Raw genomic sequence first — 14,236 nt, forward strand, 5'->3', positions numbered from 1 at the left:
TTTGCTCTGCTGCATGGTTTTGCCCTTCGATCGGCGACGATCAAAGGCAACATGCAGCAGCGGTCACGGTTTCACAATTTCAGGCTTTTGGAGGGCGATGCAGCCCGTCGCGCTCGCCGGGCGCGAGTTGCAACTGTGGCCCGAAGGTGCGGATTGAACGCGGGACGACAGGGTGGCTGCTGCCGGTATCGGCAAGAACGGCGACCGCGGCGCAGAAGGTCTTGCAGCAATCCTTCTTGTCGGCCTTGCCGTCCTGTTGGACGGGCTTCACCTTGCCCTTGTCGAGGCTCGGGCAATGCTCGGCCGCTGCTTGGATCGGGTTGTCCGAGGACGCTTCGATCTGCATCGCGCCGTGCGCGGCCGCATGTGTCATGCCGGAAGCAGTGGAATAGGGCAGCAGGGCAAGCGACATCGCAATCGCCAGCTTCAGCACAATCAGCAAACGCAGATATGTGGTTCGCACCTTTTCCATACTCGATCCGTAGAAACGCTCGCGATTCCTGTCAATGCCGCTTGCGCTTCGCAACGTCACGAATGCGTGAGACTTTACGAGGCGCATGGAGGCGCTTCATCCGTGACGCCGGTTGCGAACCGGATCGATGCCGCTCGCACCAAACCGGGCAGGCTCTGTTGCCTTCGCGGGGGCGTTTCCAGCATCCGCGAGATCGTCGAGAATGGGACAGTCCGGGCGTCCGTCGCCATGGCAATGGGCGGCCAGATGCTTAAGTGTGCGGCTCATCGCTTTCAGCTCCTCCGCCTTGCGCTCCAGGATCTCGACATGCTCGAGCGCGATCTTCTTGACCTCACCGCTGGCGCGCGACCGGTCGCGCCAGAGCGCCAAAAGATCGGTCATCTGCTCGACGGTGAAGCCGAGATCGCGCGACCGGCGGATGAAGCGCAATGTATGGACGTCGTTGTCGCCATAGTTGCGGTAGCCCGACCCGCTGCGATCGGCCGGTGGGATAAGGCCGATCGTCTCGTAATAGCGGATCATTTTCGTCGAGACGCCGGAGGCGCGTGAAGCTTCGCCGATGTTCATGATTTCATCCTTGCAGCCGCCTTCGCGGCCATTCCCTACGAATATAAGGGCTCTCCCCGGCTTCCGCCATGTTGTGGCAGGAAGCCGGGGAGAAATGTCGATCTTACGCGGCGCGTCCTGCCGCTACGGGGCGAAACGCTCTCAGCCGCAAGGCGTTGCCGAGCACGAAGACGCTCGACAGCGCCATGGCGCCGGCCGCAAAGATCGGCGACAGCAGGAGGCCATAGGCCGGATAGAGCGCACCGGCGGCAACCGGGATCAGCACGGCATTGTAGGCAAAGGCCCAGAACAGGTTCTCCTTGATGTTGCGGATCGTCGCCTTGGACAGCGCGATCGCGTTCGGAACACCGAGAAGGTCGCCGGACATCAGCACCACGTCGGCGCTTTCGATGGCGACATCCGTACCGGTGCCGATCGCCAGTCCGACATCGGCTTCGGCCAGTGCCGGCGCGTCGTTGATGCCGTCGCCGACGAAGGCGACCGCGCGTCCGCCTTGCTTCAGCTTCTTCAGCGCTGCGACCTTGCCGTCGGGAAGGACCTCGGCGATGACCTCGTCGATGCCGAGCTTGGCGGCGATGGCTTCGGCGGTGCGGCGGTTGTCACCGGTAATCATCGCGACCTTGAGACCAAGATCGTGCAGCATGCGGATCGCCTGCGGCGTCGTTTCCTTGATCGGATCGGCAACGGCGATGATCGCTGCAAGCTTGCCGTCGATCGCCGCATAGAGCGGGCTCTTGCCTTCCGAGCCGAGGCGGGCCGCCTGCTCGGCGAAAGCGGAGACGTCGAGCTTCAATTGCGTCATCAGCCGGTCGGCGCCAACATGGACGCTGTGGCCCGCGACTTCGGCGCTGGCGCCGAAGCCGGGGATCGCCTCGAACTTCGCCGGCTCGGCGATTGCAATACCCTTTGCATTGGTCGCCTCGACGATCGCCTCGGCGATCGGATGCTCGGAGCGGGTTTCGACGGCGGCGACCAGTGCCAGAACCGTATCACGATCAAAGCCTTCGGCGGTTTCAAGGTCGGTGAGCTCCGGCCGTCCCTTGGTCAGCGTGCCGGTCTTGTCTACGGCGATCACCGCGGCATTGCGCAAGGTCTGCAGTGCTTCGCCCTTGCGGAAGAGGACGCCCATTTCTGCGGCGCGCCCGGTGCCGACCATGATCGAGGTCGGGGTGGCAAGGCCCATGGCGCAGGGGCAGGCGATGATCAGCACGGCAACGCCGTTGACGAGCGCGAAGGTCAGGGCCGGATCGGGGCCGAAGACCAACCAGACGGCGAAGGTCAGAAGCGCAATGGCGATGACGGCGGGCACGAACCAGGCGGTGACGCGGTCGACCAGCGATTGGATCGGCAGCTTCGCGCCCTGGGCCTGCTCAACCATGCGGATGATCTGCGCCAGTACCGTGTCGGCGCCGACCTTGGTCGCGCGGAAGGTGAAGGAGCCGGTCTTGTTGATCGTGCCGCCGACCACTTCGCTGCCGACGGTCTTTTCGACCGGAACCGGCTCGCCAGTGATCATCGATTCGTCGACATAGGAATTGCCGTCGATGACGCTGCCGTCGACCGGTACCCGGTCGCCCGGGCGTACAAGTACGGTGTCGCCGGCGGTGACGTCGGAAAGCGGGACTTCGATCGTCTCGCCGTTACGGACGACCCGGGCGGTCTTTGCCTGCAGGCCCATAAGATGCTTGATCGCTTCCGATGTCCGGCCCTTGGCGCGCGCTTCGAGGAAGCGGCCGAGCAGGATCAGGGTGACGATGACGGCCGCTGCTTCGTAGTAGACGTTGGCAGTGCCGTCAGGCAGCAGATCCGGTGCAAAGGTTGCGACGACCGAATAGATCCAGGCAGCGGACGTGCCGATCGCGACCAGCGAATTCATGTCCGGCGCCAGACGGTAGAGGGCGGGCACGCCCTTCTGGTAGAAGCGCAGGCCCGGTCCGAAGAGCACCAGCGTCGTCAGCACGAACTGCAGATACCAGCTTTCCTGCATGCCAATATTGGTCATGACGAAATCATGCACGGCCGGGATGAAGTGCGAGCCCATTTCGAGCACGAAGATCGGCAGCGTCAGGATGCCGGCGATCAGCAGGGAGCGTGCGAGCTTGCGGGTCTCCTGTTCGCGCTTCTCGCTTTCGCGGTCGACGCTTTCGTCACCGGTGATGTGCTTGGCGGCATAGCCGGCAACGCGGACAGCTTCTTCGAGCGCTGCGGCCGTTGCGATCCCCTTCGTCACGCGCACGGAGGCGCGCTCGGTCGCCAGATTGACATTGGCTTCCGTGACGCCCGGAACGGTCTTCAGCGCCTTCTCGATGCGCGCGACGCAGGAGGCGCAGGTCATGCCTTCGATGGTGAGCTCGATGGTATCTTCGGCGGCGCCGTACCCTGCATTTTCGATCGCCTTGACGATATCGGCGGACTTCGTGCCGGCATCGAAGCGAACATCGGCGCGTTCCGTTGCGAGGTTGACCGAGGCTTCGGTGACACCTGGCACGGCGCGGATCGCCTTTTCAACGCGGGAGACGCAGGACGCGCAGGTCATGCCTTCGACGGGTATGCTCGCACTCAGCGCTGCGGCGGAAATCGCCTCGAGATTGTTCGTTCTAATGGGGGTCACAGATCCCATGATCGTGCTCCTTTCTCTGTCTTTTGTCACAAGATGGAGCTTCCAACGATGGGAAGGTCAAGGGCGCTGCCAAACTTTCTGTGCGACGGAGTCGTGTGATGGGCCAAAACTAATTTGAAGCAGCGCCAAAAACACACGACGCAAACCCAAAAAATCTTGGTGTTTCCGTTTGCGTATGTCTTTGATTTAAAATTGATAAAGCGCAGTACTCACCGGCTTTCGCCAGAACGATTGAACGATGCATGTTGTCGTTGAGCCGCTTCTTGAACACGCCGCCACCGAGATCATCAGAAGGCGGAAATTTAATTTTGTACACGCGTGCATTTTGTCATTCACCTGTTATCGGGCCTGTCTAAACCGACCCGCGTTGATGACCTGCTCAAGGCTTCCGAGGCCGTGCCCCGGCTAGCCGTTGATGTGCGGGGGAAGCCAGTTCCAATCTTCGGGGTTAGCCAATGACCATTGTTTCGCTATTGAAAACCACGGCGCTCGCAGCCGCCCTACTCGCCTCGACGGCCGTTATCGCATCCGCAAGGGACGTCACCATTTCGGTTTGGTCCGGCGGTTCCGGTCCGAACGACAACTACCGCGTCGACGCGATCGAGATCGCCGCCGACCTGCTTGAGCGCGAAGCCGCGATCCGCGGCGAGGAACTCAACATCACCGTGCAGAAGACGCCCTACTCGGGGTGGGAGGAGTTCAAGCAGGCGTTGACGCTCGCGGCCGAGGCGAAGAAGGCGCCGAACATCGTCGCTACCGGCCATGAGGACATCGGCCCCTGGGCGCAGGCTGGTCTCATCGTTCCGGTCGAAGATTTTATTGACCTCGACAGTTGGCCGATCAGCGACATCTACCCGAATCTGATGAAGATCGCCTCATTCAATGGCACGGTCTACGGCATCCCGCAGGACGCTGAATCCCGCCCCTTCTTCTTCTGGAAGCCACATATGAAGGCGATCGGCTATAGCGACGCGGACATAGAGGCGCTGCCGGTCAAGGTCGAAAAGGGCGAATACACGCTGAAGAACGTGCTCGAAGACGCCAAGAAGATGCAGGACAATGGCCTCGTCCAGCCCGGCTATGGCTTCTATCCGCGCACCAGCAACGGCCCGGATTACTGGCAGTTCTACACCAGCTTCGGTGGCCTCATGGAGGAAGATGGCAAGCTCGTCTTCGACAAGGCGGCGATGCAGCGCGCCTACCAGTATTTTGCCGATCTCGTTGCAGCCGGCGTCACCAAGAAGAACCACATCGGCATGCCGGGCGACCAGTGGTGGAAGGAAGTTGCCACCGGCAAGGCCGGCATCTGGCACGGCGGCACCTGGCACTATGCGCGCCTCGTGAACCAGGAAGGCCTGAAAGATTTCTTCGACAATGTCCAGTTCACGCTGATCCCGGCCGGCGAGGGCGGCAAGGCCAACACGCTCACCCATCCGCTGACCTATCTGCTGATGGCCGGCCACGACCAGGAGACGACACAGATCGCCGCCGATCTCGTCAAGCTCGCCTCCGAGCCGCGCATCAACGCGCTGCACGCCATCAAGTCCGCGCATCTCGGCATCTCGGAAACCGAGACCAAGGTCGACCTCTATTCGGCCGACCGGTGGGCGAGCGAAGCGACGGAGCGGCTTCTGCCGCATGCGAACGCCATGCCCAACAATGCCGAGTTCGGCAAGTACTGGACGATCATGTGGAAAAACCTCGAAGCGTCCTGGACGGGCGCAAAGACGGTCGACGCAGCGGTCAACGACGCCGAGACCGAGGTGAAGGCTACGCTCGGCGACTCGATCGTCATCCGCTGATCCCAGGCGATTGTCGCTCCTCCGGCGAGCGGTGTTCACTCCGCCGCTCGCCTTACCTTCGAGGCCTCACCATGAGAACGTCGCGAACGCTCGGGCTGATCATGATCGCACCTGCGGCGATCATGATCCTTCTGTTTTTCCTGATGCCGGTGGTTCTGACTGCAGTCTTTTCACTGACCAATATGAGCACGGCGACCGGCATTTCCGGCGGTGCCTACCAGGTGACCCAGGCGACCGTGAACCGGCTGACGAGCGAGATGCCGGAGCTTGCTGCAGCGATTGCCGGGCCGCGCTTCGTGATCGACGAGGACGGCGTGGCAGCGCTCGCGGCACTCAAACTTAAGCCGGGCTTCGCCGCAGGATTGCGCGCCGAGCATATGGGCGAAGTCTTTGCCTCTCGGCGCGAGGCGGAGCGGGTCATCAAGGCGCTCAAGGACCGCCCGTCGACCCGCGAGGTCAAGCAGATGTCCGACCTCTTCAACCGTTCGGTCCTCAACACCCGTTTCGAGACGCGCGAAGCGCTCTTGGAAAGTCTCCACAGGCTCGGCTTTGATCTTGCGCCAGAGGAACAGGAGGCGGTCGTCAAGGCAACCTACACGGGCTGGGTCTGGACCGCGGACAATTTCCGGACCATCGGCAATTCGCCCGACATGGCGCAGATCTTCCTCAATACCGCCTTCTACGTCGCGGTGACGCTGCTCCTCTTCAACGTTGGCTACGCGCTTTTCCTTGCCGTCACTACCCATTACATGGCGGCCACGACCGCTTCGATCTTCCGCGCCGTCTGGCTGCTGCCGCGTATCACGCCAGTCGTCATCTACGTTTTGATGTGGAAATGGCTCACCTGGGATAACGGCTTCCTCTCCCTGTTCATGGGCCAGTTCGGTTATCCGGCGAAGAACTATCTCCTGGACAACGCCCGAAACGCCTGGTTCTTCGTGATCCTCCTCAACGGCTTCATCGGCGCGTCCATGGGCATGCTGGTGTTTTCCTCGGCGATCAAGGCGATCCCGGAGACGCAGTTCCATGCCAGCGAGGTGGATGGCGCCAGCCGCTGGCAGCAGATCCGCTACATCATCCTGCCGCAGCTCAGATGGCCGATCCTGTTCGTCACCTGCTATCAGACGCTCTCGTTGCTCGCTTCCTTCAACGAGATTCTGCTTTCGACCCGCGGCGGGCCGGGACGAGCGACCGAAGTGTGGTCGCTCGCCGCCTATCACACCGCGTTGCAGAACTATACCGGCAATCTCGAATACGGGCTCGGTGCGGCCATGGCCCTGGTGCTGGTGGTGATCGGGGTGATCCTGTCGCTGATCTATCTGCGCGTCTTCCGCTACGACACGCTGATCTCCAAGCCGTTGATCGAGGACTGACCATGGCCGAGAAGACGAGTGCCTCCGCGAATTTCTCCAGCGTCCCCGTCGTATTGCTGCTCGGGCTTCTGAGCCTGCCATTGGTGCTGATGTATGCCTATCTTTTCCTGGACACGATCAGCAATTCTGAGGCTGGCTCGCTCATTCCGAACGAGTTCACGCTCGATCATTGGAGCTTCCTTTGGGAGACGAAACCCGGCAAGCCGAACATCTGGCTGGTAACGCTCAACACCTTCGTCTTCACTTGCATCATCACCGCGGTGATCCTTCTTGTCTCCTCGATGGCCGGCTATGTGCTTTCGCGTCTGAACGTCCCGGCGCGCGGCTTCTTCCTCGCCGGCGTCATGGTGCTGCACGCCTTTCCGTCGGTGACGCTGATCATCGCGATCTTCATCGTGCTCCAGTATATCGGCCTCTACAATTCGCTGCTCGGCGTCATCCTGGTAAAGGCGGCGATCGACCTGCCGCTCGGCATCTGGCTGATGAAGGGCTTCTACGACACCGTCCCTTGGGAGATCGAGATGGCCGGCCTCGTCGACGGCGCTTCGCGCTTCACGGTCTGGCGCCGGCTCGTCCTGCCGCAGATCCGGCCGGCCGTCATGGCGCTCGGCCTCTTCTCCTTCCTCTCCGGCTGGAGCGAATTCATCCTGCCGCAGGTGCTGGCGCCCGGTGCTCAGGTCCAGGTGCTCTCGGTCTATCTGGCAAGCCTGATTGCCGATGACAACAATTTCGATTTCGCCACCTTCAAGGCCGTGGGCGTCTTTTACGTCATCCCGGTCCTGATCCTTTACGTCTTCTTCCAGAAGCATCTCATGAACATCTACGGCGGAGGCACGAAGGGCTGATGCGTATCCTGCTCGACAAGTTTTCGAAAAGTTTCGGCACCAGCAAGGTCATCGAGGACATGGACCTGGAAGTGGGGTCCGGCGAGATGCTGGCGCTGCTCGGTCCCTCCGGTTGCGGCAAATCCACGACGCTGTTTGCCATCTGCGGCATCCACCGGCCGACTTCGGGCCGCATCCTGTTCGGCGACAAGGACGTCACCGGCCTGCCGAGCCAGGAGCGCAATGTCGGCGTCGTCTTTCAATCCTATGCGCTCTATCCGCATATGACAGTGGCGGAGAATATCGGCTTCCCGCTCACGGTCCGGCGGATGGCCGCAGCGGACATCAAGAAAGAGGTGTCGGACATCGCGGCGCTCGTTCATATCGACAACCTGCTCGATCGGCGGCCGGCACAGCTTTCCGGCGGTCAGCAGCAGCGCGTCGCCCTTGCCCGGGCGCTCATCCGCCGCCCGGACGTGCTCTTGCTCGATGAGCCGCTTGCCAACCTCGACGCGAAACTGCGTTTAGAGATGCGCTCGGAAATCCGGCGTCTGCAGAAGGAGACCGGCATCACCGCCATACTCGTCACGCACGACCAGGTCGAGGCGATGTCCATGTGCGACCGCATCGCGATCATGAAGGCCGGCGAGATCGTGCAGATCGCCACGCCGTCCGAGATGTATAACGATCCCCGCACGGCCTTCGTCGCAGGCTTCCTGGGTAATCCACCGATCTCCTTCCTGAGGGGCAGGGCGGAGGGAGGCGCCTTCGTGTTCGGCAATTCCGTCAGGCTGACGCTGCCGGCGCTCGCCGCCATTCCGGACGGCGCCGTCCTGACATTGGGCGTGCGGCCGGAGCACTTCGGCACATCGGGCGACTTTCAGGTGGAAGGCAAGGTTGCCTTCGCCGAGACGCAAGGCCGCGAGAACCTCTATGACGTCGTTCTGCCGGACCGTTCGGTGCTGCGCTCCATTCAGCCGGTGCGCAACGACGTGGCGGTCGGCGATCCCGTTTGCTGGAGTCTCGACAGCAAGGCTGCCCTCGTATTTGCCGAAGACGGCCGGAGGCTTTGAGCATGCGGGACTTTTCGGCCTTCTTCGGCCGCTTCGGCTGGCCGGCGGACAAGGGCAGGTTGCCGTTCTGTATCGGCCATCGCGGCGCAAGCGGTCACGAGCGGGAAAACACCCTTGCGGCCTTCCGCCGGGCCTCGGACCTGGGCGCCGAGATGTGGGAACTCGATACCCAGATGACCGCCGACGGCGTCGTGGTCGTCTCGCATGACGACCATTTGGAGCGCGTCTTCGGCGAGGACCTGCATATCTCCCGGATGGGATTCGCGGAACTGCGTGCCGCCGTCCCGGACGTGCCGAGCTTCGAGGAGGTTGCGGCGCTGGGCCGCGAGACGGGCTGCGGACTCTACGTCGAGCTGAAGCGCCCCGGCACCGGCCCGCTTTGCTGGCAGCACCTGATGGCGATGAACCAGTCTTTCGCCTGTCTCGGTTCGTTCGACGTAACGCAGGTGCGGGAATTGCGCGACATGGGCTGCAACTATCCGCTCTCCGTGCTGGTCCGGGTCGGGGCCGATGCCCATGCGCTCGGTGAGGAGTCCGGCGCTGATATCCTCCATCTCTGCTGGGAGCGGGCGAGCGACACGCCGCAGGATCTCGTTACCGCGGAATTGATCGGAAAGGCCTTCGGTGATGGCAAGGAACTGGTGCTCTGGCACGAAGAACGGCCGGAGGTGCTCAAGGACCTGATGGCGCTGCCGGTGCTCGGCATCTGCACCGACCTGCCGGACCTGATGCGACCGAGGGAGACGAGCGGCGGTGCCCGCGAGCCGCGCCGTGTGACCTCTTTCGACGTGGCGCGTGCGGCGGGCGTTTCCCGCGCCGCCGTCTCGCGCGCCTTCACACCCGATGCCAGCGTCTCGAAGAAGACCAGGGAGAAGGTCTACCAGGCGGCCAAGGAACTTGGTTACCGGGTCAACTATCTCGCGCGAAGCCTGACGAACAAACGTTCCGATCTCGTCGGCCTCGTGGCGGCGGGCCTCGACAATCCGTTCCGCACCCGGCAGCTCGACCATCTTGCCCGCGCGCTGATTGCCCGCAACTACCGGCCGATCCTGCTCCCGACGTCCAAGGAGGCGGACACCTCGACCGTGATCGAGCAGCTGCTGCACTACGCCGTTTCCGGCGTCATCGTCACCTCCGACGCGCCGCCCTCGCATATCTGCGAGGAATGCGCCGCCGAAGGCGTCCCGATCGTGCTGATCAACAAGGGCGAGGATTTTCCCTTCGTCGACCGCGTCGTCTCCGACGATCGGATGTCGGGCTATACCGCCGCCGAGTACCTCCTGGAGGGCGGCGCGAAAAAGCTTGCCGTCGTCGCCGGCACGGCCGTTTCCTATTCCTCCCGCCGCCGGGCCGAAGCCTTCCAGGGCCGCTGCTCCATGCTGGGTGTCGAGGCGGCGCTGGTCCCCGTCTCCCTTAACGACTACCGGCATGGCCGTGAGGCAGCGCAGCAACTGCTCGACCTCGGAATCGATGGTGTCTTTTCTGTCAACGACTACATGGCCTGCGGCGTGCTCGATGGCCTTGCCGACGCTGGCAAGGGTGACGGTTCGGTCAAGGTCATCGGTCATGACGACATCCCACAGGCCAGCTGGTCGGCCTACGAGCTCACCACCTTCCTGCAGCCAGCCGATCTGCAGGCCGAACAGGTGATCGATCTGCTCATCAGCCGTATGGCCGAGCCCGATGCGGTTGCGCGCGTGGAGGTCACGCCGGTGACCCTGATCAAGAGAAGAAGTGCGTAAATGTCAGCTCCATTCGATATCTCTTCCTTGCAGGCCCGCGCCGAGGCCGCGATCCGTATCGCCCGCCGTGTCGGCAGGGAGGCGGCTGCCTTCCGAGCGGAGGCCTCGCCCGAGACGCTGGCTGTCGAGAACAAGGGCTTGCAGGATTTCGTCACCGCTGCCGACAGGCGTGCCGAAGAAACGATCCGCACGGCAATCGCCGGCGAGTTCCCCAATGACTCGGTCGTCGGCGAGGAGGGCGGCGGCCATGGCCGCGAAAGTGGCACCTGGGTGGTGGATCCGATCGACGGCACCACGAATTTCATCCGCGGCTTTCGCCATTGGGGCGTGTCCATGGCATTCATTGCCGGCGGCGAGCTTTTGATCGGGGTGATCTATGACGCTGCCCAAGACAAGATCGTCCACGCGATCCGCGGAGAAGGCAGTTTCAAGGACGGGCAGCCGATTGCGGTGGCGAGAACCAGTGATCCTGCCCAGGCGATCGCCATTCTGGGTCATTCCCGCCGCACGAATTTCGAGGACTACCTTGCCGTCTCACGCCGGCTCTACGAGCGCGGCATCGACTATCGCCGCATGGGCGCTGCCGCGATCGGGCTCATCCGTGTGGCCGAAGGTATCGCGGACCTCTACTACGAGCGCCATCTCTCCGCCTGGGACATGTTGGCAGGCGTCCTGATTGCACGGGAGGCGGGAGTAATTGTTGCCATGCCGCCGCTTGAACAGCTTCTTACGCGCGGCGGGCCGGTGGTCGCTTGCGCGCCGCGGATGGCCGGCGAATTCGCGTTCCTGGCCGAGATGGAACGCCTTCCCATCCCCGGATAGGTTCAATCAACCTCGACCCGTCGCAGCCAGGCACGTTCGATGGCAGGAGCGACATCCGTGGTGATCTGGTCGGGCCTCAGCGCCATCAAGGCCGAGAACGCCTGCCATTCCTCCTCGGCGAAACCGACCTGCGGATTCTCGAGGTTGTAGGTCCAGGCATCGACGCGCTTGCCCTTGGCGTGGCAGAGGCCAATGAGGTCCAGGCCGCCGCGCGCCGCTTCCAGCACAAGCTGCCAGGCAAGGTAGACCGTCTCGGGCTCGGTCGGGCCGTCGAGGTCAGCATTGAGTTCCCGTTCCACCGCCGCCAGGCCGGCGTCGCGGTGAATTTCGATGAGCTTGTCTGTCGGATCGATGCCGCGCTTGAGGTTCGGCATCCATTGCTTGATGGCGAGGATGAGGTCCAGATCCGCGCCGCTGACGATGATCTGCCTTCCCACGTCGCGGAAATGGTCGCTCAGATGCTCGACGCCGCGTTCGCCAACGGTTGCGAAATCGTCCTTCATGTCGAACTGGAGAAGCGCATCTGGATGCGCCGCAACCAGCATGGTGGCAAGGTCCTCGCTGAGCGTGATGGCGCGCCGAGTTTCCTTCATTCGTTGAAGACGAAGCTCGGCCGCCTGCATATGATGGACAGGCCCTGAACCGGTTGTCTCACCTTCCAACATGTCGTCGTGAAGTACGGCGAACCCGCCGTCCGCCCGCACCCTCAGGTCAATTTCCATCGACGCGCCAACCCGGAACCCTTCCGTCATCACCTCTGGGGAGAACAGTGGGTCGCCATCATATCGGCGGAGACGGTGCCACTTGAGCCGGGTCGTGTGCCCGAGATGAGTCAAACTGAGGCCGGAAAGTGCACTCATGAGGCACCGGATGAACGGATGGAACTCGGGCGACGTCATGCCGTTCAACTGGCATGAGCGTTCGATCCGTCTCCTGTAGCCATGAAGGATGTCAAAGATATAACAGGTCCATGCCTACTGGCGACTTCGCCCTCGACGCGCTTCTAGATTCGCCAACCGGTCCTTAGCAGACCCCATAGAGCAGCGGTTGAGCGTCGACTGCGGACAGAAGCAAGCCCATGGCGAGGGATTAAGCGCACAAGGGATTGACGCAAAGCCCGTTACAGAAGATCGCATAATGTATCGACTGGAATGGGGTTTCGGTCTTTCGGTTGCAGCCGGCGGCGTTGAGCTCGCGCTGCTGAACGGGCAACGGCCGTACCTTCAAGGCGAAATAGTCGAGCGAAATTCCCGCGGTCCGTTGCCGGTTGCCTTTCGGAATGCCCGGGCAAAATTGGCTGGGGAGGAATATCCTAGCTCCGCCGAAACGCGCGTGATCGAGCCGTTCGTATGCCGCAGCAGTTCAATGGCGCGCTGAACCCTTGCCGCGTTCGCCAACCCGCGAAAATCGGTGCCAGCCCGATTCAGTTCACGTTGCAGCGTCCGGACGCTGGTGTCCAATGTTTGCGCGGCGCTATCGATCGACACGCTGCCGGTGAGAACTTGGACCCGCACCTGCTCCACGATGACCTCGAGCAGATCCCGTGGAGCGCCGCCTTGCCGGTCTCGCGCCACATCCTCGATGGTGACAATTGGCCACGAAGCGGCCCTTGGAGCAGCGGAAAGATGATGGCGATCCATGACGATGCTTGTCGCGGGTGCGTTGAAGAGAACCGGACACTGGAAGACGTCTTCAAAAAGGCCCGTCTGGCGCGGTCTGTCGGTGTCAAGCTCGACGCGCAGCGGTCGCCAGTCAGAGGGCAGATAAGGCTTGAAGAGGCTGAGCAGGACGCCCGCGGCGGCACAGACAATACTGGCATATCCAGAGTGGCCGGCCAAAGCGAACACATAGCTGTACCGTACCTCGTCGCCAACCACTGCGACTGACATCCTATCAACCGTACTGTGAAAACGAAGCCCAGCAATGCTGCGCTCGATGGCCTGCCCCAAGGTGTCGGCGCCAAGCACGTAGTGTCCGAAGCTGCCATAGTTGGCGATGTTCATCATCGGCGTGATCAGAATTCCGAAGTTGGCCTCACCGGCTGTCCGCGCGGCCGCCTCGACGAAGCCGATTACCGCCGCGTGCGGGATGAAGCAGTTCTCTCCCTCGGTCAGTTCGAGATCGAAGCCGATAGCCCGATTGGCCTGCAGCAGCGCCTTTTGCCCCATTTCACGGCGTATGAAGGCCGGCATACCAGACAGGATGCGGTTGGAGATGACCGGGATCTCAGCCATGTCTGCAACACTCCAGAAATAAGACAGCCGTGGCGCAAAATGAGTGGTTTTGTATTGCGAATACTGTTTAGTGCCGTAAAACGTGTGAGTAGCACAAGTAGAGATCTGAACGTCTTGCGACCTATGGGAGGGGTACGACTATGACAACCAGACGGAACCTACTGCTAGCAGCCACAGCTGTCGCGGCGACGACAGTGCCGTTCATGCCGCGACTAGCGCAGGCGACGGATGAAGCGGCCGACTTCCTGTTCGTTCAAACCGCAAGCGCTATGAAATTCGACAAGGCGACAAGCAAGCTGACGCTCGAAGGTATTGGCGGCGCCACGTTGTTTTTCTCTGACCGTCCGGAGCGCATTGCCGGGAACATGGCCACGACCGCTTTCGTGCCGTTCTGGAGCAAGGGCAGGGACAGCTTCCTTTCCGATCCGCCGAATGCCGACCTGTCGATCCTCGAAGGGAACAAGCTCCAACAGGTCGTCGTCGTCCTGGAGAATCCGGAGCTGAACGACAATAACTTGACTTACACGGTCAAGGTGGTTGGTGGCGAAATGCCGGAGAAGGGCTCCGAGGTCTCTGTGTTCATCGACATCATCGGCATGCCGTTGACGCCGCTCTCCTATGCGGGCGTGGCCAGGCGCGGCTACCGGCGGGCTTTTCTGTATTAGTACCTGCCGGATTGCGCGTCGGTGCGATCCCGACTGCAGCCC

General features: G+C 62.2%; 12 protein-coding genes and 2 pseudogenes. 8 read left to right on the forward strand and 6 right to left on the reverse strand.

Annotated elements, in window-relative coordinates; all coding sequences use genetic code 11:
* Window positions 1-79: 79 nt before the first annotated feature.
* The 4 genes and pseudogenes from V7S54_RS20015 to V7S54_RS20030 form a co-directional block, all read right to left on the reverse strand.
* The gene (locus V7S54_RS20015) at window positions 80-472 is read right to left on the reverse strand and encodes a hypothetical protein (RefSeq protein WP_336409304.1); all 393 of its coding nucleotides are present in this window, start codon (window positions 470-472) and stop codon (window positions 80-82) included.
* Between the two features lie 96 nt (window positions 473-568).
* Window positions 569-1,039: a Cu(I)-responsive transcriptional regulator gene (gene cueR / locus V7S54_RS20020; RefSeq protein WP_065375573.1), complete on the reverse strand. Its 471-nt coding sequence runs from the start codon at window positions 1,037-1,039 to the stop codon at window positions 569-571.
* Window positions 1,040-1,142: 103 nt separating this feature from the next.
* Window positions 1,143-3,659, reverse strand: a complete 2,517-nt coding sequence (locus V7S54_RS20025) for a heavy metal translocating P-type ATPase (RefSeq protein ID WP_336409305.1) — start codon at window positions 3,657-3,659, stop codon at window positions 1,143-1,145.
* A gap of 187 nt (window positions 3,660-3,846) precedes the next feature.
* Window positions 3,847-3,951, reverse strand: a pseudogene (locus V7S54_RS20030) (type II toxin-antitoxin system RelE/ParE family toxin); the annotation flags it as partial.
* 163 nt (window positions 3,952-4,114) lie between these two features.
* Between V7S54_RS20030 and V7S54_RS20035 the strand changes: the two are divergent.
* From V7S54_RS20035 to V7S54_RS20065, 7 genes and pseudogenes are all read left to right on the forward strand, one after another.
* Window positions 4,115-5,461 carry an extracellular solute-binding protein gene (locus tag V7S54_RS20035; RefSeq protein WP_336409306.1) on the forward strand — a complete coding sequence of 449 codons (1,347 nt, stop codon included), beginning with the start codon at window positions 4,115-4,117 and terminating at the stop codon, window positions 5,459-5,461.
* 71 nt (window positions 5,462-5,532) lie between these two features.
* Window positions 5,533-6,834 (forward strand): carbohydrate ABC transporter permease, encoded by a 1,302-nt coding sequence (locus V7S54_RS20040; protein WP_336409307.1) that lies wholly within the window; start codon window positions 5,533-5,535, stop codon window positions 6,832-6,834.
* Between the two features lie 2 nt (window positions 6,835-6,836).
* On the forward strand, window positions 6,837-7,679 hold the full coding sequence (locus tag V7S54_RS20045) for a carbohydrate ABC transporter permease (RefSeq protein ID WP_065375576.1): 843 nt from the start codon (window positions 6,837-6,839) through the stop codon (window positions 7,677-7,679).
* Entirely contained in the window at window positions 7,679-8,731 is a 1,053-nt protein-coding gene (locus V7S54_RS20050) for an ABC transporter ATP-binding protein (protein ID WP_065375577.1), read from the forward strand. Before V7S54_RS20045 ends, V7S54_RS20050 begins: the two co-directional genes overlap by 1 nt.
* Window positions 8,732-8,733: 2 nt before the next feature.
* Window positions 8,734-9,468, forward strand: a pseudogene (locus V7S54_RS20055) (glycerophosphodiester phosphodiesterase); the annotation flags it as partial.
* A complete protein-coding gene (locus V7S54_RS20060; RefSeq protein ID WP_065375620.1) occupies window positions 9,460-10,473 on the forward strand; it encodes a LacI family DNA-binding transcriptional regulator in 1,014 nt (337 codons plus the stop codon). The pseudogene V7S54_RS20055 and the gene V7S54_RS20060, both read left to right, overlap by 9 nt.
* Window positions 10,474-11,295, forward strand: coding sequence for an inositol monophosphatase family protein (locus V7S54_RS20065; RefSeq protein ID WP_336409308.1), 822 nt, complete (start codon window positions 10,474-10,476; stop codon window positions 11,293-11,295).
* A gap of 2 nt (window positions 11,296-11,297) precedes the next feature.
* Here V7S54_RS20065 and V7S54_RS20070 read toward each other — a convergent pair whose 3' ends face one another.
* Together V7S54_RS20070 and V7S54_RS20075 are read right to left on the reverse strand one after the other, a co-directional pair.
* Window positions 11,298-12,155 carry a glycerophosphodiester phosphodiesterase gene (locus tag V7S54_RS20070; RefSeq protein ID WP_065375621.1) on the reverse strand — a complete coding sequence of 286 codons (858 nt, stop codon included), beginning with the start codon at window positions 12,153-12,155 and terminating at the stop codon, window positions 11,298-11,300.
* Between the two features lie 363 nt (window positions 12,156-12,518).
* A complete protein-coding gene (locus tag V7S54_RS20075; RefSeq protein ID WP_336409309.1) occupies window positions 12,519-13,529 on the reverse strand; it encodes an AraC family transcriptional regulator in 1,011 nt (336 codons plus the stop codon).
* Window positions 13,530-13,669: 140 nt separating this feature from the next.
* Between V7S54_RS20075 and V7S54_RS20080 the strand changes: the two genes are divergently transcribed.
* Window positions 13,670-14,194: a hypothetical protein gene (locus tag V7S54_RS20080; RefSeq protein WP_336557109.1), complete on the forward strand. Its 525-nt coding sequence runs from the start codon at window positions 13,670-13,672 to the stop codon at window positions 14,192-14,194.
* Window positions 14,195-14,236 lie beyond the last annotated feature (42 nt).

The sequence above is a fragment of the Ensifer sp. CCNWLY38 genome (assembly GCF_037120565.1).
In the GTDB taxonomy this organism is placed as follows: domain Bacteria; phylum Pseudomonadota; class Alphaproteobacteria; order Rhizobiales; family Rhizobiaceae; genus Ensifer; species Ensifer adhaerens_H.